The 13,043-nt window shown below is 66.4% G+C and carries 15 protein-coding genes; 10 read left to right on the top strand and 5 right to left on the bottom strand.

The genetic code is table 11. From position 1 onward, the window contains the following. The first annotated feature begins 12 nt into the window (after positions 1-12). The 5 genes from GM1_RS13255 to GM1_RS13235 all read left to right on the top strand — a co-directional run bounded on the left by GM1_RS13255 (position 13) and on the right by GM1_RS13235 (position 4,242). Positions 13-852, top strand: a complete 840-nt coding sequence (locus tag GM1_RS13255) for a tyrosine-protein phosphatase (protein WP_008379577.1) — start codon at positions 13-15, stop codon at positions 850-852. Then, positions 849-1,412: a TetR/AcrR family transcriptional regulator gene (locus GM1_RS13250; protein ID WP_008379576.1), complete on the top strand. Its 564-nt coding sequence runs from the start codon at positions 849-851 to the stop codon at positions 1,410-1,412. The genes GM1_RS13255 and GM1_RS13250 overlap by 4 nt, the downstream gene beginning before the upstream one ends. Before the next feature lie 52 nt (positions 1,413-1,464). Beyond that, a complete protein-coding gene (locus GM1_RS13245) occupies positions 1,465-1,899 on the top strand; it encodes an SRPBCC family protein (RefSeq protein WP_008379575.1) in 435 nt (144 codons plus the stop codon). A 95-nt stretch (positions 1,900-1,994) separates the two neighbouring features. Beyond that, positions 1,995-2,375, top strand: a complete 381-nt coding sequence (locus GM1_RS13240) for a PPOX class F420-dependent oxidoreductase (protein ID WP_008379572.1) — start codon at positions 1,995-1,997, stop codon at positions 2,373-2,375. A gap of 70 nt (positions 2,376-2,445) precedes the next feature. Then, a complete protein-coding gene (locus GM1_RS13235) occupies positions 2,446-4,242 on the top strand; it encodes a hypothetical protein (protein ID WP_008379570.1) in 1,797 nt (598 codons plus the stop codon). A gap of 35 nt (positions 4,243-4,277) precedes the next feature. Here GM1_RS13235 and GM1_RS13230 read toward each other — a convergent pair whose 3' ends face one another. Further along, on the bottom strand, positions 4,278-5,474 hold the full coding sequence (locus tag GM1_RS13230) for a M20 family metallopeptidase (protein WP_008379568.1): 1,197 nt from the start codon (positions 5,472-5,474) through the stop codon (positions 4,278-4,280). 67 nt (positions 5,475-5,541) lie between these two features. Here GM1_RS13230 and GM1_RS13225 point away from each other — a divergent pair, with 67 nt between their 5' ends. The 3 genes from GM1_RS13225 to GM1_RS13215 are packed head-to-tail and all read left to right on the top strand — an operon-like array spanning position 5,542 to position 7,797. Continuing rightward, positions 5,542-6,498 carry a TtfA family protein gene (locus GM1_RS13225; protein ID WP_008379567.1) on the top strand — a complete coding sequence of 319 codons (957 nt, stop codon included), beginning with the start codon at positions 5,542-5,544 and terminating at the stop codon, positions 6,496-6,498. A 29-nt stretch (positions 6,499-6,527) separates the two neighbouring features. Continuing rightward, entirely contained in the window at positions 6,528-7,067 is a 540-nt protein-coding gene (gene pyrE / locus GM1_RS13220) for an orotate phosphoribosyltransferase (protein WP_008379565.1), read from the top strand. Then, a complete protein-coding gene (locus tag GM1_RS13215; protein WP_008379564.1) occupies positions 7,060-7,797 on the top strand; it encodes a TrmH family RNA methyltransferase in 738 nt (245 codons plus the stop codon). Before pyrE ends, GM1_RS13215 begins: the two co-directional genes overlap by 8 nt. On the opposite strand, the gene GM1_RS13210 is transcribed toward GM1_RS13215, so the two are convergent. Beyond that, the gene (locus GM1_RS13210) at positions 7,785-8,225 is read right to left on the bottom strand and encodes a nitroreductase family deazaflavin-dependent oxidoreductase (protein WP_008379562.1); all 441 of its coding nucleotides are present in this window, start codon (positions 8,223-8,225) and stop codon (positions 7,785-7,787) included. The two genes, GM1_RS13215 and GM1_RS13210, sit on opposite strands and share 13 nt — an antisense overlap. A gap of 190 nt (positions 8,226-8,415) precedes the next feature. Continuing rightward, entirely contained in the window at positions 8,416-9,057 is a 642-nt protein-coding gene (locus GM1_RS13205) for a TetR/AcrR family transcriptional regulator (protein WP_008379561.1), read from the bottom strand. Positions 9,058-9,142: 85 nt separating this feature from the next. Here GM1_RS13205 and GM1_RS13200 point away from each other — a divergent pair, with 85 nt between their 5' ends. Further along, on the top strand, positions 9,143-10,741 hold the full coding sequence (locus GM1_RS13200; protein WP_040520107.1) for a GMC oxidoreductase: 1,599 nt from the start codon (positions 9,143-9,145) through the stop codon (positions 10,739-10,741). A 3-nt stretch (positions 10,742-10,744) separates the two neighbouring features. Here GM1_RS13200 and GM1_RS13195 read toward each other — a convergent pair whose 3' ends face one another. Both GM1_RS13195 and GM1_RS13190 read right to left on the bottom strand, forming a co-directional pair. Continuing rightward, complete coding sequence (locus GM1_RS13195) at positions 10,745-11,035, bottom strand: hypothetical protein (protein ID WP_008379557.1); 291 nt, start codon at positions 11,033-11,035, stop codon at positions 10,745-10,747. 86 nt (positions 11,036-11,121) lie between these two features. Beyond that, complete coding sequence (locus GM1_RS13190) at positions 11,122-11,778, bottom strand: DedA family protein (protein ID WP_052005406.1); 657 nt, start codon at positions 11,776-11,778, stop codon at positions 11,122-11,124. 193 nt (positions 11,779-11,971) lie between these two features. Here GM1_RS13190 and fbaA point away from each other — a divergent pair, with 193 nt between their 5' ends. Then, the gene (gene fbaA / locus GM1_RS13185; protein WP_008379553.1) at positions 11,972-13,006 is read left to right on the top strand and encodes a class II fructose-bisphosphate aldolase; all 1,035 of its coding nucleotides are present in this window, start codon (positions 11,972-11,974) and stop codon (positions 13,004-13,006) included. Positions 13,007-13,043 lie beyond the last annotated feature (37 nt).

Genomic DNA, 13,043 nt, shown 5'->3' with positions numbered 1-13,043 from the left:
ACTCACGGCATAATGGCGGTCATGTCCCCAGACGTGAACACGCCCGCGACCGTGGCATCCCCCGGGGCGCCGAGCCCGGTCGGATCGCTCGTGAACCTTCGCGACCTCGGCGGCTGGACGGGTTCGGACGGCCGAGCCGTCCGGACCGGGATGCTGTTCCGGTCGGCGGACTTCCGTCCCCTCACCGACGACGACGCGCCCGCATACCAGGCACTCGGCGTCCGCACCGTCTACGACTTCCGGTCGGCAGGCGAACGCGAATCAGCGCCCGACCCGACGTTCGACGGCGCGTCCAACGTAGGACTCGACGTGTTGGCCGACTCGTCGATGGCTGTTCCCGCGAATCTCGCCGAGTTCTTCAGCGACCCTGCACTCGTCGCGAAGGCGGGCGAGCAGCTCAGCGGCGGCAAAGCAGTCGAGGCCATCACGTCCACCTACCGCGACCTCGTGACCCTGCCGAGCGCGCGGGCCTCCTACCGGCAGTTCTTCGCCGGCCTCGCAAGCGGTGCCAATCCGTCGCTGTTCCACTGCACCGCGGGCAAGGACCGGACCGGATGGGCCGCGGCCGCCTTCCTGACGCTGCTCGGCGTGAGTCACGACGACGTGTTGACCGACTACCTGCTCACCAACGAGCGACTCGTCCCGTCGTTGCAGCCGATCTTCGACAAGTTCGCCGCTGCCGGTGGCGATCCGGCTGTGCTGCTCCCGGTCTTCGGCGTCCGCGAGGAGTTTCTCGCCGCGTCGTTCGACGAGGTCGGCAACGTCCATGGATCCATTGAGCAGTACTTCGCCGACGGCCTCGGCATCAACGCCGACACTCAGGCGACGCTCCGCGCGACCTTCCTGGCATGACGTCGCAGCGCGTGAAGATGGTGGCCGCGGCGGCCGACCTCATTGCGCGCAAAGGCGTCGCGGGGACATCGATCGGCGACGTCCTGTCTGCGGCCGACGCGCCGAGGGGCAGCGTGTACCACCACTTTCCCCGCGGTCGTGCGGAGGTGATCGGGGCTGCGGTCGAACGAGGCGCGTCGCGGCTGGACGATGTGATCACGCAGGGCGCGCGGGTGTCACCGTCCGACGCCGTGGCCGACATGACGTCGATGTGGCGACGGATTCTCACCGACTCCGACTTCGAGGTCGGCAGCATCGTCGCCGCGGCAGCTCTCGCTCGGGACGCCGCACCGAACGCGGCGAACATCGCAGCGGCCCGGTACATCCGGTGGGAGCAGTTGCTGTCCGTGAGCCTCCGGGCCCACGGATTCGAAACAGACCAGGCCTTATCCGTTGCCGGCACGGTGCTCGCCGCATTGGAGGGAGCGGTGATCCTGTGCCGCGCACGACAGAGCGTGGAACCCCTCGATCGGGTCGCTGACCAGTTGCAACAGATGGTGAGATCCCCTGCGGGCCGGTGAATTCGGGCAAGGGGCGCAGCCTCGGTCGTGACTGCGGGGTAAGTTCTTCCTCATGGCTGTCTCTGCAAGCACCGAATTCGACATCGACGCACCGCCGTCGGTGATCATGGAAATCCTTCTCGACGTCGAGTCCCTGCCGGAATGGTCGGGCCCGCACAAGTCCGCGAAGATCATCACCGAACACGAGGACGGAAGCCCGGCACGCGTCGAAGCGTCCGTCAGCGCCGTCGGCATGACCGACGACCAGGTGCTCGACTACACCTGGACCGACAACTCCTGCTCGTGGAGCCTCGTCGAGAGCTCACAGCTCAGCGAGCAGCAGGGCACCTACACCGTCACGCCGAAGGGCGACGGTTCGCACGTCAAGTTCGACCTGAGCGTCGAGCTCAAGATCAAGCTGCCCGGGCTGATCGTCAAGCGTGCCCAGAAGATGGCCGTGGACACGGCCAAGAAGGGCCTGACCGAAGAGGCCAAGCGCCGCGCTTGATCTGACTTCTGACCAGAGGCCGCCGAGACGAGAGTCCCGGCGGCCTTTGCCGTCCGAGCGGGTCGAAAGGTCAAGAACCTGCGTACCCTGCAGGTATGAGCGAAACAGTTGGGGCGATCGCCGAATCCACCTACGTCATGCTGACCACCTACCGGAAGAACGGGACGGCGGTACCGACACCGTTGTGGGCGGCGCGGGACGGCGACGACCTCGTGATGTGGACGGTCGGCGACTCGTGGAAGGTCAAACGTCTGCGCCGCGACAATCGGGTGCTGGTGCAGACCTGTGACGCACGGGGCAAGAAGACGTCGGGGCCGGAGGTTGCGGGCATCGGTGAGGTGATCGACGATTCGTCGCGTGCCGCCGATCTGATCGTCAAGAAGTACGGGATTCTCGGGCGTCTCACGGTATGGGGTTCGAGGATTCGCCGAGGGGCGGATGCGACGGTGGAGATCCGAGTCCGCGACGTGGTCTGAGGCGACACGAAGATGTAGTCCGATTGGACTAATGCGTGGTCCGCGCCACTCTGCGGTGTTTGCTCTTCTCATGAAGCTCGACGAGGCGGACACCGCACCGGTCCGTGAGATACGTCGATTCAGGGCCGTGTGGACGGGTGTGCTGGCCGGATCGATCCTGGTCACGGTAGGCGTTGTCGCAGTCGCCGTCGTGTGGGCCGCGCCGATGTGGCATCACTCGCCCGGCGACTTCCCCGGCGAGGAGCTGAGGTGGTTCCTCGTCGGAGCGGGCGTCGCCGTCGCGGTCCCGGTGCTCGTGCATGTCGGCGCCCGCCTGCGCCCGTCGGCGACGTTCGATCGGGTCGACGTCGCGGTCACCGTCGTCGGCGTCGCAGCGCTGGTGGCGATCCTGATCGTCACATCCGACGACCGTCGAGCCGCATCGACAGTCCAGTCGTTGCCGGGTGTCGTCGGCGCCGGGCGAGTGCTGATGTTCGTCTGCGTGCTCGGCGTGATCATCGGGCTGGTGAACCTCCTCGCCCGACGTGCACGGGTCGAGCACCGGAGCCGCCACCGACTGCGCAGACGGTTCGGAGCGGCGTTCGCCGCTTCCACTGCGCTGCTGGCGACCGTGGCGGCTGTCGTCGCGTGGCCGCAGGGGGTGTCGCCGACAGTCGACCAGGCGACTGCGCGTGGAATCGGCTGGGTGCCTCAGGGGTTCCAGAACGACGTCCGCCGTATCGACTGGCATTCCACTCTGCGGCCGGCCGCCTGGACGTCGATCGCGCCCGCCCCGATCGCGGGTGGCTTCGCCGTCGCGGACGACACATCGGTCACCGCGTTCGTCGGCGCGACACAGTCGTGGCGAATCCAGTTCCGGCGTCCGGTGATCGGACTGTGGGGTCCGGTCGTCGACGCCTCCAACACGGCCTCGCCGGTTGTGGTCCAGGTCCGCGACCTGGCCACCCGAACGTTGCTGACCTACGGGGTGGACGGCGAAACCGGTCGGATCGACTGGGTGACGGATGCCGTCGACGACATCAAAGCGGGTCGCTTCGACGACGCGGGCGCGATGATCCTCACCTGGAGTGACGACCGCAGCGTCTCCGTCGGCGAACTGAGTCTGGCGGACGGTGCCTACGCCGGACGGGTGTCGGTGCCGCCTACGGACCGTCAGTGCGAGCGTCCCGAACGCTTCGACTTCGTCGACGGCGCGGTTGCTCTCCCGGTCGTGTGCGGTCACGGACCCCGAACGGTCGACGCATACGACTACTCGACCGGAAAGCGGGTGCACACCTACACCGGTCGCGACTTCGGCGCCCCGGATGCGAGCGTTCGCGTGTCGGCGTCCGTCGGCAGTGTCGCGGCTCTCGCGGTTGAGGACGGAGATCGACGGAAGACAGTCTTCGTGGCATCGCGGGGGACCGCGGCGCCCGATGGACTTCCCACCGGGTGGACCGTCACCGGACTGGCTCGGTCGAACGACGATTGGACGATCACCGGCGTTGATCCCGCAGGTCACGCCGCGGTCATCTACTCCAATCCCGTGCGTCGAACCCGATCGACGGGCTCGACGCAGGCGGTCGGCGATCGCTTCGCGTCCGCGTGGACCGGCTTCGGCGACTCCCTCGTGACCACCGTCGCCTATGCGACGCCGATCGAGGTGGACGATCGAACTTCATTCCCGCAGGTTGCGCCCCTCACCTTCGTCGGTCCGTCGATTCCCGGAAGTGGAACTCTCCAGCCGCCACCGAACGTGACGATGAAGACGTCTCCGTGCCGGCTCACCCGTGACTCGACGAGCAGCGTGTTCACCGTGGGAGGTGGAGTCCTCATCCGGTGCAACGGCGGTTCTCCGGAATCGCGCGAGCTCTTTCTCCTCCGCTGATCCACACCGCTTGCACGGCCCTGACGTGGACGTGACTATTCGGCCTCACCCAGCAGAGCGACCGCCGCCCGGACGTACGCGCGTGCGGCGTCGGCGAGTTCGGAGAGGCGGACCGATTCGTCGGGCTGGTGTGCCTGGCCGTTGATGTCGCCGGGACCCATCACCACTGTCGGGATGCCGAGCGCGGTGCTGATGAATCCGCCGTCGCAGGCGGCGGTCCATCCGCCGACGGCGCCTCCGCTCGCGTCGGCGGCGGCGGTGACCAGCGGGTGGTCGCCGTCGGTGGCGAATCCGGGAAGGAACATCGTGGGCGTGACGGTCACCGTCACGCCGTCCGACTCGATTCCCGCGGCGCGGATCGCCGCCTGTAGATCTCGGCCGATCTGCTCGACGTCTTCACCGGGCATCAGGCGTCGGTCTACGCCGAGGGAGCACGACGGCGCCACCACCGATATGCCTTGACCGCCCTCGATGGTGCCCACGTTCCACGTGCCGAACCCGAGCAGCGGATCGGGATCTGCGGCGAGACGCTCCTGATCCGCCCGGATCACCTCGATCACCCGTGCGGCGGCGTCGATGGCGCTCACCCCGTCGCTGGGTCGTCCCGAATGAGCGGCGCGACCGGTCACCTCGATGTCGAAATACGACGCGCCGCGACACCCGCGAACCACCTCCATCCGCGTCGGCTCCGCCACGATGCAGCCCGCGAACTCGCGGTCGACGCCGCGGGCGACGAGCTGTCGGACGCCGGTTCCGTGCTCTTCCTCGTCGACGGTCACCACGAGCTGGACGGGACCGGTGAGGGCGACGCCGAACTCGGCGGCGCGTTGCAGAGCAGACATGGCGGCGACTGCGGAGGCGATCCCGCCCTTCATGTCCGACGCGCCGCGGCCGATGATCAGGTCGCCGTCTCGGCGCGGCACGAAGGGATCGGCCGTCCATCCGGGTCCGGCGGGCACCACGTCCGAATGGCCGAGCAGCATGAGACCGGGTCCGTCGCCGCCCACCTGGGCTGTCGCGACCAGGTTCGGCCGTCCCGGAGCGGCGTCGACAACCTCCACGGCGAACCCCGCGGATCTGCACGCGTCGGCGAGGACCGTGACCGTCGACTCCTCGGTTCCTCCGGGGTTGACGCTCGGCTCGGCGATCAATGCGCAGGTCAGCGCGTCGATTGCGGAGACGTCGACGCTGTCGACGAGGCGCTGCAGGGCGTCGTCGCGTCGTTCGGTCATGGGGTTTCCCTTCTCTGGCACACGCGTCGGCATGGTTCGCAGGGCGTTCGATAGTAGGCTATCGGTGATGACCATTGTCTATTTCGTGATTGCGGCGCTCGCACTTGCCGGTGCGGTGGTACTGCTGTGGCTCGACCGTAACCGGTCCGAGCAGGTACACCACCAGCGGGCAGTGTGGGGAGAGACGCACTCCTTCAAGTTCCGCGACAGCGATTCCAAGCTGCGCACCGTCTTCCAGCGTGCCGCGATGGACGCGCCCGACCACGTCGTGGTGCGCAACGTCGCCTACGGCGTCTACGAAGGCGCCGAGGCCGTCGTCTTCGACCTCGAGGAGACGGCCACCGTGATCGCCGTCCGACGTCCCACGGCATCGGCTGTGACCGTCGACCTGCGGTACGAAGACGTCCTCGCGCCGGCGGAGGACGACGTCGACCTGCTCGGTGCGATGGGCTCGCGTGTCATGTTCGCGTCGAACCTCGACGCTGCGCGCCGCATCTGCGACCGCCGCATGGTGACGCTTGCGACCGAGGCGCCCGACTACGTCGAGATCCTGTGGAACGAGGGCAACTGGGTGCTCGGGTCCATGCCGCTCACCGCGGACGACACCAAGCTCGACGTAGCGCTCGACACGGTCCGCCGTTTCGCCGACCTGCTGCGCGTGCTGCCTCCGGCAGTCGATCCGCAGGATGCGCCCGACCCGCGCGATCCGCACGGCCCGGCCCGCGAGGAGTTGGCCGACAAGAAGACGGAGTCGTTGCGCGACAAGGAACGCCGCCGTCGTCTCGAAGAGGCCGCCGCGGAGGCTCCGCGATCGGCGCCTCCCGTAGCCGAGAGCGTACGCACGCCGTCCCGCCCCGCGGCCCGCCCGCAGCCCGCGTCCGACGAGCGGTCGCGTGTCGAACCGATCCGCCGCGCCGCGCCGCGCCCGCAGGAACCGACGACCGCGATTCCGGAGCAGCAGCCCCGGCGTGAACGTGTCGCGCCGCCCAACCTGCCGCCGCTGAACGACCCGCGTAATCGCTGACGCATCCGCGTCACCTCTGAAGGAGCTTCATGTCGGACGCCGACCGTGCCCGCCTCGCCGAACTGGTCACCGAACTAGCCGTCGTCCACGGCAAGGTGACCCTGTCGTCCGGCAAGGAGGCCGACTACTACGTCGACCTCCGTCGTGCGACGCTGCACAACGAGGCGAGCCGCCTCATCGGCAAGCTCATGCGTGACCTGACCGCGGACTGGGACTACGCGTCCGTCGGCGGGCTCACCCTCGGTGCAGATCCGGTTGCGACGTCGATCATGCATGCCGACGGTCGCCCGATCGACACATTCGTGGTGCGCAAGGCGGCCAAGACGCACGGCATGCAGCGTCGTATCGAGGGGCCGGACATCGCCGGCAAGCGAGTGCTGGTCGTCGAGGACACGTCCACCACCGGCGCCTCGCCGTCGCAGGCTGTGGAAGCGGCACGGGAGGCAGGCGCGGAAGTGATCGGCGTGGCGACTGTCGTCGACCGTGCGACCGGCGCGGACCAGGTGATCGGCGCCCTCGGCGTGCCCTACCGCTCGCTGCTGGGACTGGCCGACCTCGGCCTTGCCTGACGTTCCCCGCCCGTCGAGCGAGTCTTCCGCCGCGTCGAGCGAGTCGTCCTGCCCGTCGAGCGCAGTCGAGACGCCCGGACCAACCGAGTGGGTCACCGGCGTCGGCCCCGCAGTCGGAGTGGGCCCGTGGGCTGTCGAACGTCCGGGTCAGTCTCCCGACGATCCGCGGCTCGACCCGGAGCTCGTCGCGGACGGGGACCGGCGCAACGTGGTCGACGACTACAGGTACTGGCGGCGTGAGGCCATCGTCGCCGACCTCGACACGCGTCGCCATGCCTTCCACGTAGCCATCGAGAACTGGGCGCACGACGCCAACATCGGGACGGTCGTCCGTACGGCCAATGCGTTTCTGGCTGCGGAGGTCCACATCGTCGGTCGCCGCCGCTGGAACCGTCGTGGAGCGATGGTCACCGACCGCTATCAGCACCTACGGCATCACGACACCGTCGACGAGCTGATGGTGTGGGCGCGGGAGAACGATCTGGCTGTCGTCGCCGTCGACAACACGCCGGGATCGGTCCGTCTCGAGACGACTGAGCTCCCACGTCGTTGCGTCCTGCTGTTCGGGCAGGAAGGCCCGGGTGTCAGCGACGATGCGCAGGCGCGCGCCGATCTCACCGTCTCCATCGCGCAGTTCGGGTCCACGCGCAGCATCAACGCAGGTGTGGCGGCGGGGATCGTCATGCACTCCTGGATCGCCCGTCACGCAGACCTCGATCAGGCCTGGTAGCTCCCGGGGCAGACGCGGGTAAGAGCCAGCACCGGGATCACGCGAATGCCTGCCGTCTTCTCCGCGTATTCGGCGAACCCGGGGTAGCGGCTCGCCTGCTCGGCGAAGATGCGGTCGCGGTCGGCTCCTGTCACCTCGGCGACGGTGACGTCATAGGTCTCGGTGCCGCGCTCCACGCTTGCGCTTCCGGCTGCGACGAGGTTGAAGTACCAGGCCGGATTCGTCGGTGCACCGCCCTTGGACGCGAAGACGTACACCGTCGACGGGTCGTCGTCGGATTGCAAGTACATCATCGGCGCGATGCTCTGCTTGCCCGATTTCCGTCCGACATGGTGGACCAGGATCATCGGGGCGCCCTCGAAGGGGCCTCCGACGTGCCCGTCGTTGGCGCGGAACTCGTCGATGATTCCGGCGTTCCAGTCACTCACAGCAGTCTCCCGTTCGTTCGTCGACGACACCAGCGTAGACGGATTCAGTCGAGCAGCGATGCACACATGGTGATGCGTGTCGCATTGTCGGCGCGGTCTTCCATTTCTAAGTCGCATGACTGAACATGGACGAACGTGTTGCGGGCAAACGTAGTCCTGAGAGGGAGGTGATCGCCGATGCGACGTCCGGTCAGCGAGTGGTGACCGGCGCGAGCCAGAGGCCGACGAGGCTGTCGACCATCGAATCGGAGAATCCTGACCACGACGTGGTGTCGAGGGCGCCGAGTTCGTTCCTGTTGCGTTCGAAGTCGGCGAAAGTCGCGATCAGGGTGTTCTGCGACATCAGATTCCGGACATGGACGGTCGACTCCGGCAATGCCGGAAGACTGCGGTACATGCCGTCGAGAATCGTGGCCAACGGTTCCGAGGTGAACGCTTCCTGGTGCACCAGTGCGACCGAGATGGGATCATTCAACAACTGACGCCAGAACTGTCCGTAATACGTTGGATCGGGACTTGTTCCGATGTGCTCGAGTTGGGGTTGGACCAGGCATCTCAACCAGTCCCGGAGTTCGGCGACGTACCCGATGTCGGCCACCATCCGCTTGCGGATCACGTCGATCGGCTCCTGGTGCGCCTTGAGTAAGGCGAGTACAAGATCGGCCCTGGTGCCGAAGTGGTAGCCGACGGCGAAGTTGTTGCCTTGACCTGCTGCTTCGCTGATCTGTCGATTTGAGACGGCGGACAGGCCGCGCTCGGCGAACAGGCGTTCGGCAGCGCTCAGTAGACGCGCGCGAGTCTCGTCTGCCCTGCTGCTGCGGTCGGCGCTCACCGGACCATGATCCCTCACTGAGTGTCGGCCGACGCCGCCGGTCGAATTTTAAGTCATCTGACCGAATAGTTGAAAGGTGTGTTTCATGCTCTTACCCACATCGGAGGGCATCAGCCGACGCAGTCTCCTTGCCGGAACGGCGGCCCTGGTGGCTGGTGCAGCGGGACTGGCGGCTGTCGGAAAGGCTGGTGCATCGCCGAGTCGTGTTCGCACGTCGACGTCGGACCATCGTGTGATTGTGGTCGGCTCGGGTTTCGGGGGAGCGATCGCGGCACTGCGTCTCACTCAGGCGGGAGTGCCCGTGTTGTTGCTGGAACGTGGTCGAGCATGGAGGACCGGGCCGAACGCAGACACCTTCCCTGACCCGGCCTCACCCGACAAGCGGGCGCTATGGCATCGCGGCGATCCCCAACTGTTCGGCAGGCCTGTAGCGTTCGATCCCTATGTCGGCCTGATCGACGCCGTCGTCGGAGACGGTATGACTGCGGTGACTGCGGCAGGACTGGGCGGCGGAAGCCTCATCTACCAGGGCATGTCGTTGCAGCCGAAGGAGGAGATCTTCAACGAGTGCCTTCCCGAGTCGCTCGACTGGCCGACGATGAATCGCGTCCACTATCCCCGCGTTGCGAAGATGCTTGGTCTCCAGACGGCGCCGGATTCCCTTGTACGGCGACCGGAGTACCGCGCAGCGCGCATCTTCGCCGACCGCGCCAGGAAAGCGGCACTCCCGATCTCCAAGATTCCGATGCCCATCGACTGGAGCTACGCGCAGGCCGAGATCGACGGAAGGATGAAGCCGTCCTACACCGACGGATCCGGTGCCCTCGGGGTCAACAACGGGGGCAAGCACAGCGTCGACACCACATACATTCGGAAAGCATTTGCCACCGGGCTGCTCACCGTCGCCACCCTGCACGAAGTGCTCGACGTGGAGCGTCTGAGCGACGGGAAGTGGGGCCTGGACGTCGTGCAGACCGATGTCAACGGTACGACCGTCGCCCGCAAGAAGCTCGTCACGCCGTCGCTGATCATGGCCGCAGGCAGTGTCCACACGACGCGCCTGCTCATGCGTGCTCGGGCGAACTCGGCGCGGGACCTCCCCGACGAGATCGGCAGCGGTTGGGGCACCAACGCCGACCGGATATACGTGTGGAGCAATCCCGAACTCGACTTCGGCGTCAAGCAAGGCGGCCCGGTGGTCTTCGGGAGCCTCAACTGGGACTCGCCGCGGACTGCACATACGGTCATCCAAGCGTCCATCCCGCCCTTCGGCGTGAATGTGCACAGCACGATGATGGTCGGCTACGGCGTGAGCGAATCGCGGGGCCGGTTCCGGTACGACGCGTCGACAGGCGACGCACGGTTGATCTGGCCTGCCAGTGGTGACACGAGGATTCAGTGGCGCCATATTCATCCGACTGCACTCAAGATCGCCGGGCCGGGGTCGGTCCTCACCGACTCCAACAGGTTTGTCGACACCACCTGGCATCCGCTCGGCGGTGCGGCGATGGGCGCCGTCTGTGACCTCAGCGGCAGGGTGCACGGTCAGCAGGGCCTCTACGTGATCGACGGAGCACTGATTCCGGGAACCGCCGCGGCCTGCAACCCGTCGATGACCATCGCGGCGATCGCCGAACGGGCGCTTGACGACATCGTCGCGAACGACGTCGGGGTCACGATCTGAGTGTCACGCCGCGGGCGTCGAACGATGCCCGCGGACGGTCCTGGTCACCGGCCCGATCCGCGACTCGACCCGTCCCAGGACGTCGGCGAGTTGGATCGGATCCTCGACATCGGCGACCATCGCGACCGTGTAGCCGTTGTTGCCGACCATGAACGGCAGCACCGGGGCGTACTGGTCGCTTACCACGGCCATCGGTGTGCCCGCCTCGGCGAGGCGCCTCGCGTACTCGGTCGTCTCGTCGTCGAGGACGATGAGTGGAATGTCGGTGGGAGTGATCTTCCGTCGGTTTCTCATGCACCGAGAATGGCTCGCGAAGTTGGAGCCCCGATGCGAGCGACGTGGGAGTCGCCTGTGAGCGTTGACGCCAGCCTGCGAGACCGTCAGGCGGCCTCGGCGTCGGACGGGTTGTTGCGGCGACGGCGCAGCCACTCGAACACCATCGGCAGCACCGAGATCAGAACGATCAGGATGAAGATCGGTTCGATGAGCTTCTGGACGATCTCGAACTGGCCGAGCCAGTAGCCCAGCAGCGTGATGCCTGCGCCCCAGACGATCGCGCCGACGACGTTGTACAGCGAGAACACCGCGAACTTCATGCGGGCGGCACCCGCGACGATCGGAGCGAGAGTGCGCACGATCGGCACGAAGCGTGCCAGCAGGATCGTGATCGGGCCACGCTTCTCGAAGAACGCATGCGCCTCGTCCAGGTACTTCTCCTTGAGGAAGCGCGCATCGGGCTTGAACATGGAGGTGCCGGCGTAGCGGCCGATCCAGTACCCGATCTGGCCGCCGATGATGGCGGCGATGGGTACGGAGATGATCAGTATCCAGATGTTGAAGTTTGCAGCTTCGACCTTCTCTTTGTGATCGCCGGTCGCGCTTCCTGCCGCGATGAGACCCGCGACGAAAAGCAATGAGTCCCCTGGTAGAACAGGGAAGAGGACTCCCGATTCGATCAGAATCACGAGCAAGAGGCCGGCAAGAGCCCATGTCCCGAAGTACCCGATCAAGTTGAACGGATCCATGAATCCGGGCATCAGGGCGACGGTCGAGGTGGACTCGGCAAGAAGTGTGTCGATCACAGGCCCACACGATACCGGTGAAACCTTCAAGAACCCTTATAGACGATTGACGGGGGACCGCCCCGACGTCGAGAGCGACCTGGCAGACTGGATGCCGATCCCTATTTCAAGCGTGGAAAACATCCACCGGCTCGACAGGAACATGCGCATGCCCATCGCAACACCCGCCAAGTACGCCGAGATGCTGGCGAAGGCGAAGTCGGAGGGCTACGCCTTCCCCGCCATCAACTGCACCTCGTCGGAGACGATCAACGCAGCCATCAAGGGCTTCGCCGACGCGGGCAGCGACGGCATCATCCAGTTCTCGACCGGCGGCGCGGAGTTCGGATCGGGTCTCAACGTCAAGGACATGGTCGTCGGTGCTGTTGCGCTGGCAGAGTTCGCACACGTCGTCGCCGAGCAGTACGACGTGACGATCGCCCTGCACACCGACCACTGCCCCAAGGACAAGCTGGACGGCTTCGTCCGCCCGCTCATCGAGATCTCGCGCGAGCGCGTCGCGAACGGTCAGAACCCGCTGTTCCAGTCGCACATGTGGGACGGTTCGGCCGTGCCGATCGACGAGAACCTCGAGATCGCCAAGGAACTCCTCGCCAAGACCAAGGAAGCCAACATCATCCTCGAGGTCGAGATCGGCGTCGTCGGCGGCGAAGAGGACGGCGTCGAGAACGAGATCAACGACAAGCTGTACACCTCGGTGGAAGACTTCGAGAAGACCGTGGACGCCCTCGGCACCGGCGAGAACGGTCAGTACCTGCTCGCTGCGACCTTCGGAAACGTTCACGGCGTGTACAAGCCGGGCGGCGTCAAGCTGCGCCCGGCGGTCCTGAAGGAGGGCCAGGACGCGGCGATCAACAAGCTCGGCCTCGCCGCCGATGCACAGCCGTTCGACTTCGTCTTCCACGGCGGCTCGGGTTCGCTCAAGAGTGAGATCGAAGAAGCCGTCAGCTACGGCGTCATCAAGATGAACGTCGACACCGACACCCAGTACGCATTCACGCGACCGGTCGCGGCGCACATGTTCGCGAACTACGACGGCGTCCTGAAGGTCGACGGAGAGGTCGGCAACAAGAAGGTCTACGACCCGCGCAGCTACCTGAAGAAGGCCGAGACCTCGATGGCCGAGCGTGTCGTCGAAGCGTGCAACGACCTCGGTTCGGCAGGTAAGACCATCGGTCGCTGACCCGCGGCACTGACAAGAAGGGGCGCCCGGATGATTC

Origin of the sequence: Gordonia malaquae NBRC 108250 (genome assembly GCF_000344135.1) — a bacterium.
In the GTDB taxonomy this organism is placed as follows: Bacteria; Actinomycetota; Actinomycetes; order Mycobacteriales; family Mycobacteriaceae; genus Gordonia; species Gordonia malaquae.
This window is presented reverse-complemented; position numbering and strand designations above follow the sequence as displayed.

Excerpts from the sequence above, each read along its gene's own strand:
- GM1_RS13255 (WP_008379577.1), top strand. The coding sequence starts at position 13 with ATGGCGGTCATGTCCCCAGACGTGAACACGCCCGCGACCGTGGCATCC.
- GM1_RS13250 (WP_008379576.1), top strand. The coding sequence starts at position 849 with ATGACGTCGCAGCGCGTGAAGATGGTGGCCGCGGCGGCCGACCTCATT.
- GM1_RS13245 (WP_008379575.1), top strand. The coding sequence starts at position 1,465 with ATGGCTGTCTCTGCAAGCACCGAATTCGACATCGACGCACCGCCGTCG.
- GM1_RS13240 (WP_008379572.1), top strand. The coding sequence starts at position 1,995 with ATGAGCGAAACAGTTGGGGCGATCGCCGAATCCACCTACGTCATGCTG.
- GM1_RS13235 (WP_008379570.1), top strand. The coding sequence starts at position 2,446 with ATGAAGCTCGACGAGGCGGACACCGCACCGGTCCGTGAGATACGTCGA.
- GM1_RS13230 (WP_008379568.1), bottom strand. The coding sequence starts at position 5,474 with ATGACCGAACGACGCGACGACGCCCTGCAGCGCCTCGTCGACAGCGTC.
- GM1_RS13225 (WP_008379567.1), top strand. The coding sequence starts at position 5,542 with ATGACCATTGTCTATTTCGTGATTGCGGCGCTCGCACTTGCCGGTGCG.
- pyrE (WP_008379565.1), top strand. The coding sequence starts at position 6,528 with ATGTCGGACGCCGACCGTGCCCGCCTCGCCGAACTGGTCACCGAACTA.
- GM1_RS13200 (WP_040520107.1), top strand. The coding sequence starts at position 9,143 with ATGCTCTTACCCACATCGGAGGGCATCAGCCGACGCAGTCTCCTTGCC.
- GM1_RS13195 (WP_008379557.1), bottom strand. The coding sequence starts at position 11,035 with ATGAGAAACCGACGGAAGATCACTCCCACCGACATTCCACTCATCGTC.
- GM1_RS13190 (WP_052005406.1), bottom strand. The coding sequence starts at position 11,778 with ATGCCCGGATTCATGGATCCGTTCAACTTGATCGGGTACTTCGGGACA.
- fbaA (WP_008379553.1), top strand. The coding sequence starts at position 11,972 with ATGCCCATCGCAACACCCGCCAAGTACGCCGAGATGCTGGCGAAGGCG.